This is a genomic window from Haladaptatus sp., assembly GCF_049589095.1.
In the GTDB taxonomy this organism is placed as follows: Archaea; Halobacteriota; Halobacteria; order Halobacteriales; family Haladaptataceae; genus Haladaptatus.
The window spans coordinates 1-4,625 of the sequence record NZ_JBAWAC010000360.1 but is presented as its reverse complement, the minus strand read 5'-3'; the positions used below and the strand labels follow the sequence as shown (position 1 = coordinate 4,625).

Annotated in this window: 4 protein-coding genes; 2 read left to right on the top strand and 2 right to left on the bottom strand. The window is 61.8% G+C overall.

Going from position 1 to position 4,625, the window contains the following annotated elements; translation table 11 throughout:
- Positions 1–34 precede the first annotated feature (34 nt).
- Both sucC and WBV42_RS11325 read right to left on the bottom strand, forming a co-directional pair.
- Positions 35–1,177 carry an ADP-forming succinate--CoA ligase subunit beta gene (gene sucC / locus WBV42_RS11330; RefSeq protein ID WP_423986128.1) on the bottom strand — a complete coding sequence of 381 codons (1,143 nt, stop codon included), beginning with the start codon at positions 1,175–1,177 and terminating at the stop codon, positions 35–37.
- A 160-nt stretch (positions 1,178–1,337) separates the two neighbouring features.
- Positions 1,338–2,012, bottom strand: coding sequence for a glycerophosphodiester phosphodiesterase (locus WBV42_RS11325; protein WP_423986127.1), 675 nt, complete (start codon positions 2,010–2,012; stop codon positions 1,338–1,340).
- A gap of 52 nt (positions 2,013–2,064) precedes the next feature.
- Here WBV42_RS11325 and WBV42_RS11320 point away from each other — a divergent pair, with 52 nt between their 5' ends.
- Positions 2,065–3,021: an NADPH:quinone reductase gene (locus WBV42_RS11320; protein WP_423986126.1), complete on the top strand. Its 957-nt coding sequence runs from the start codon at positions 2,065–2,067 to the stop codon at positions 3,019–3,021.
- A 452-nt stretch (positions 3,022–3,473) separates the two neighbouring features.
- Positions 3,474–4,625: DEAD/DEAH box helicase (locus tag WBV42_RS11315; RefSeq protein WP_423986125.1), on the top strand; the 1,152-nt coding region annotated here is incomplete at its 3' end.

The window sequence follows — 4,625 nt, the reverse complement described above, 5'->3', positions numbered from 1 at the left end:
ACGACCACTCGGGTGTCGTCGTCTACGAGAATGCTCATTGTTTGTCCTCCGCGTTTTCGACAGCACGCTGAACCGCGTCTTCGAGCGTCGCTTCGACCTGAACGAGGTCGGTGTTCAGGATTTCCATACCTTCCTCCGCGTTGGTCCCGGCGAGTCGAACGACGACGGGTTTCGGAATCTCGTCGAGCGATTCGAGCGCCTCGTTGATACCTTTGGCAACCTCGTCACCGCGGGTGATGCCGCCGAAGATGTTGAAGACGACCGAATCGACGTTCTCGTCCGAGAACACCATGTCCAGTGCGTTCGTCACGCGCTCGGCCTTCGCGCCGCCACCGATGTCGAGGAAGTTGGCGGGCTTGCCACCGTAGTAGTCGACCAAGTCGAGCGTAGTCATGACCAGTCCGGCACCGTTGCCGATGATACCGACGTTGCCGTCGAGTCGGACGTAGTCGAAGCCGTACTCGCCGGCCATGCGTTCGAGGTCGTCCTCGTAGGCGTCCTCCTCCATCTCGGAGAGGTCGGGGTGACGGAACAGCGCGTCGTTGTCGATGTTCATCACGGCGTCGGCCGCGATGACCTCGTCGTCCGAGGTGACCATCAGCGGGTTGATTTCCGCGTCACTCGCGTCCTTGTCCGACCAGAGGTCGTACAGCGTCGTGAGGACGCTTGCAACGTCCATCGCAATTTCCTTGTCGACGCCTGCGTCGAACACTGCCTTGCGGGCCTGGTACGGGTGCATCCCGAACGCCGGGTCGATGTGCTCCCGTGCGATGGCCTCCGGCGTCTCCTCGGCGACGGACTCGATGTCCACGCCACCTTTGGTGGAGACCATGGCGACCGGTTTGCCCTCGCCGCGGTCCATCGTCACGCCGACGTAGAGTTCGTTGACGAAATCGACGGCCCCTTCGACCAACACCTGTTCAACTGTGTACCCTTTGAGGTCCATTCCGAGAATGTCCTCAGCGGCCTCTTCGGCCTCCTCGCGGTCCTCGGCGAGTTTGATGCCGCCGGCCTTTCCGCGACCGCCGACGTGTACTTGCGCCTTTACCGCGACAGGGTAGCCGATGTCCTCCGCCGCCTCGACGACTTCGTCAACGCTCTCCGCAAGCGCTGAATCCGGCGTCGGGATTCCCGCGTCGGAGAACACCTCCTTCGCCTGGTACTCGTGTAGCCTCATGCACTCGAAAGGGAGTTGCCACGCCGCTTAAATCCCGACGGTTCACACCCAAGGTTACGTCCGAAACCACATTTTTAATCGCATACAGAACTGCAGACAATTCTATGTGACGTACACCATGTGACATTGTCACATTCGAGGGGACCGTTTCCCGTGGTAGCTATCGGAAGACACTCCGCGTGTCGGAAACGATACCGTCCACACCCGCCTCGGCGAGCGCGTTCGCCTCCGCTTCCTCACGCACCGTCCACGAGTTCACCGCCAGTCCGGCATCGTGTGCTCGGTCCACGAATCCCGAATCGCAGATGTCCAGTTTGGGATGGACGCAAGCACAGTCCAGATCGACGGCCGTGTCGATGCAGTTCGGGCCGCGCTGGTTGATGTAGGCCAACTGAACCTCGGGGTCGAAGGTTCGGAGATTCCGAAGCACCTGCGAATCGAACGACGACAGGAGAACGTCGTTGTCCACGCTCGCAACGGCGTCCAACACCCGCTCCGCCATCCCACCGTGTTTCAGCTCCAGATTGATCCCCGTCCCGTCCGGAACCGCGTCGAGCGCTGTTTCGAGTCGCGGAACGGTCTCGTCGGAATCGAGTATCGTCAGTTCCTGAAGCTCGGACCACGGGGTGTCCTGCACCGTCCCATGGCTGTCTGTCAGCCGTCCGAGTTTCGCGTCGTGAAAAACCACGAGTTCGCCCGATCCACAACGCTGAACGTCCATCTCGATCACGTCCGCGTGCGCTGCCGCGTTCTCGAACGCGAGGGGCGTGTTCTCCGGGTAGTCGTCAGCGAAACCACGATGGGCGATGTGCTGTGGTGAATCCGATGTTGACATACCCACAACTCACCCCTGCGGACTTATTTTCCTTCCCTTCGTTGCCCTTCACATGCGAGCAGTACGCTATCACGAACACGGCGGACCGGACGTGCTACAGGTGGAACAGATCGACCGACCGGAACCCGAGGATGACGAACTCCTCGTGGCGGTTCGCGCCGCGACGGTCAACCCCGTCGACACGTACTTCCGCGAGGGATCGTATCGACCCGGCGACCTCCCGTGGATTCCGGGGTCGGATTTCGCGGGCGAGGTCGAGGCCGTCGGCGACGAAGTCGAGGCGTTCGACGTCGGCGACCGCGTATTCGGAACCGGTCTCGGAAACAGCCGACAGGGAACCTGTGCCGAGTACGTCACGACGCCGACCGACACGGTCGCCCGTCTCCCCGACGGCGTCGGGTTCGACGAAGGTGCGGCGGTCGCCCTCGTCGGCGTCACGGCGTGGCGGGCGCTCATCGACCACGGAAACCTCGAACCGGCCGAAACCTGCCTCGTCCACGGTGGCAGCGGCGGCGTCGGACACGTTGCCGTGCAACTCGCGGCCGCCACCGGGGCGCGCGTCGTCACCACCGCGAGCGAGGAGTACCACGAACGTCTCGAAGCCGTCGGCGCGGATACGGTCCTCGACTACCACCGGGACGACCTCGCGGAAGCAGTCGAGGAGGCGGGCAACCCTGACGTGATTCTCGACCACCGACTGGACGACTACCTCCAGTTCGACGCTGACGTGGCGGCGCTGGGCGCGCGCATCGTCGGCATCGGCAACACCGACGCCGAGGCAGGATTCGAGAACGTTTCCGCCGCGCGCTCGAAGGAGTTGACGATAACGCTGATGAGCATGTTCAACACGCCGGACATCTCGGCGGTGCTTGAGCGACTGGCCCGCCTCGTCGCGGACGGCGAAGTCGTCCCCGAAATCGACGGGACGTACTCGCTCTCCGATGTGGACGAGGCACAGCGCGACGTGCTCGAAGAGAGCTTCCTCGGGAAGTTGGTCGTGGAACCGTAGACGGGATCGACCCGAACCGAAGTCAAACGAGGTGAGCGGGAAAACCGGTTTTGCGTTTCAATCGAAGAATTGGACCCTGTTATCGCTGTCCTCGGATTCAGATGCAGTATTCGAGACAGCGATGATGAAATTTTCAATATTGTAGAATAACAGGATAGAATTTCCGAACAGGACGCCCAACACGAGAAGCCACCCCAAAAGTGAGAGTCCACCAGGTCGATGCATTCCCGCTAAAATGAGGGGCGTTGTGAAGAGATTGAAAATCAGTACGTGGCCGAAATACACCCTCGCACGGTAGAGATATTGCATAGTCCAAAATCCTAACCATACTATTTAATTTTAGTCGTCAGATTTTACAGGATGAAGAACCGGTTCGCCAACCGTCTCAAACTATCCGCAACATACTCAATGGGCAACGTGCTTAATTCGCTTCGCTCCCTAACCGAAATACGATGCAGGACAGGCGGGCCGCGGGTTCTGCGGCCTTCGCGCGACTCGGCGACGAGGTGCGGGCGGCGCTCTCGGAGAGAGGTTTCTCCACGCCGACCGAACCCCAGAAGCGCGCGATTCCGCCCCTCGCCGAGGGGAAGCACGGACTCGTCATCGCACCGACCGGAACCGGGAAGACCGAGACAGCGATGTTGCCGGTGTTCGATGCGGTAGTGGAGGCGGAGCCACGCTTTGGGATTTCGGTACTGTACATCACGCCGCTTCGGGCGCTGAACCGCGACATGCGCGAACGACTGGAGTGGTGGGGTGACACGCTCGACATCGACATCGACGTGCGCCACGGCGACACGACTGACTACCAGCGCCAGAAGCAGGCGAACGATCCGCCGGACGTGCTGGTGACGACGCCCGAGACGCTGCAGGCGATGCTGACGGGGTCGAAGTTGCGGACGGCACTGGAGGACGTCCATCACGTCGTCGTTGACGAGGTGCACGAACTCGCCAGCGCGAAACGCGGCGCACAACTGACCATCGGGCTGGAGCGCCTCCAAGAGCTTTCAGGTGAGTTCCAGCGAATCGGCCTCTCGGCGACCGTCGGTGATCCGAAGGAGGTCGGCAGGTTTCTCACCGGAAATCGCGGCTGCGAAATCATCGAGGTGGACGCCGGGAGCAAGGTGGATTTCCGGGTACACGAACCCGAGATCACCGAGAAAGACGAGCGACTGGCGGGCGAGTTGATGACGAATCCGGACATCGCCAGCCACGTCCGGGCGATTCGTGACATCGTCGAGACCCACGACTCGACGCTCGTCTTCGTCAACACGCGCCAGACAGCCGAGGCGCTCGGGTCGCGGTTCAAGGAACTCGGGACGAACATCGGCGTCCACCACGGTAGCCTCTCGAAGGCGGCCAGAATCGACGTGGAGGACCGCTTCAAGGCCGGAAAACTCGACGCCCTACTCTGTACCTCCTCGATGGAACTGGGCATCGACGTGGGGCGAATCGACCACGTCGTCCAGTATCAGAGCCCGCGTGAAGTCGCTCGCTTGCTTCAGCGGGTGGGCCGCGCGGGCCACCGCATGGACGAGGTGTCGAACGGCACCATCGTCACCTCGAACGAAGACGACGCGCTGGAGGCGATGGCCATCGCACGG

Coding starts and splice junctions, on each gene's coding strand:
- WBV42_RS11325 (WP_423986127.1), bottom strand. CDS start 2,012: ATGTCAACATCGGATTCACCACAGCACATCGCCCATCGTGGTTTCGCT.
- sucC (WP_423986128.1), bottom strand. CDS start 1,177: ATGAGGCTACACGAGTACCAGGCGAAGGAGGTGTTCTCCGACGCGGGA.
- WBV42_RS11320 (WP_423986126.1), top strand. CDS start 2,065: ATGCGAGCAGTACGCTATCACGAACACGGCGGACCGGACGTGCTACAG.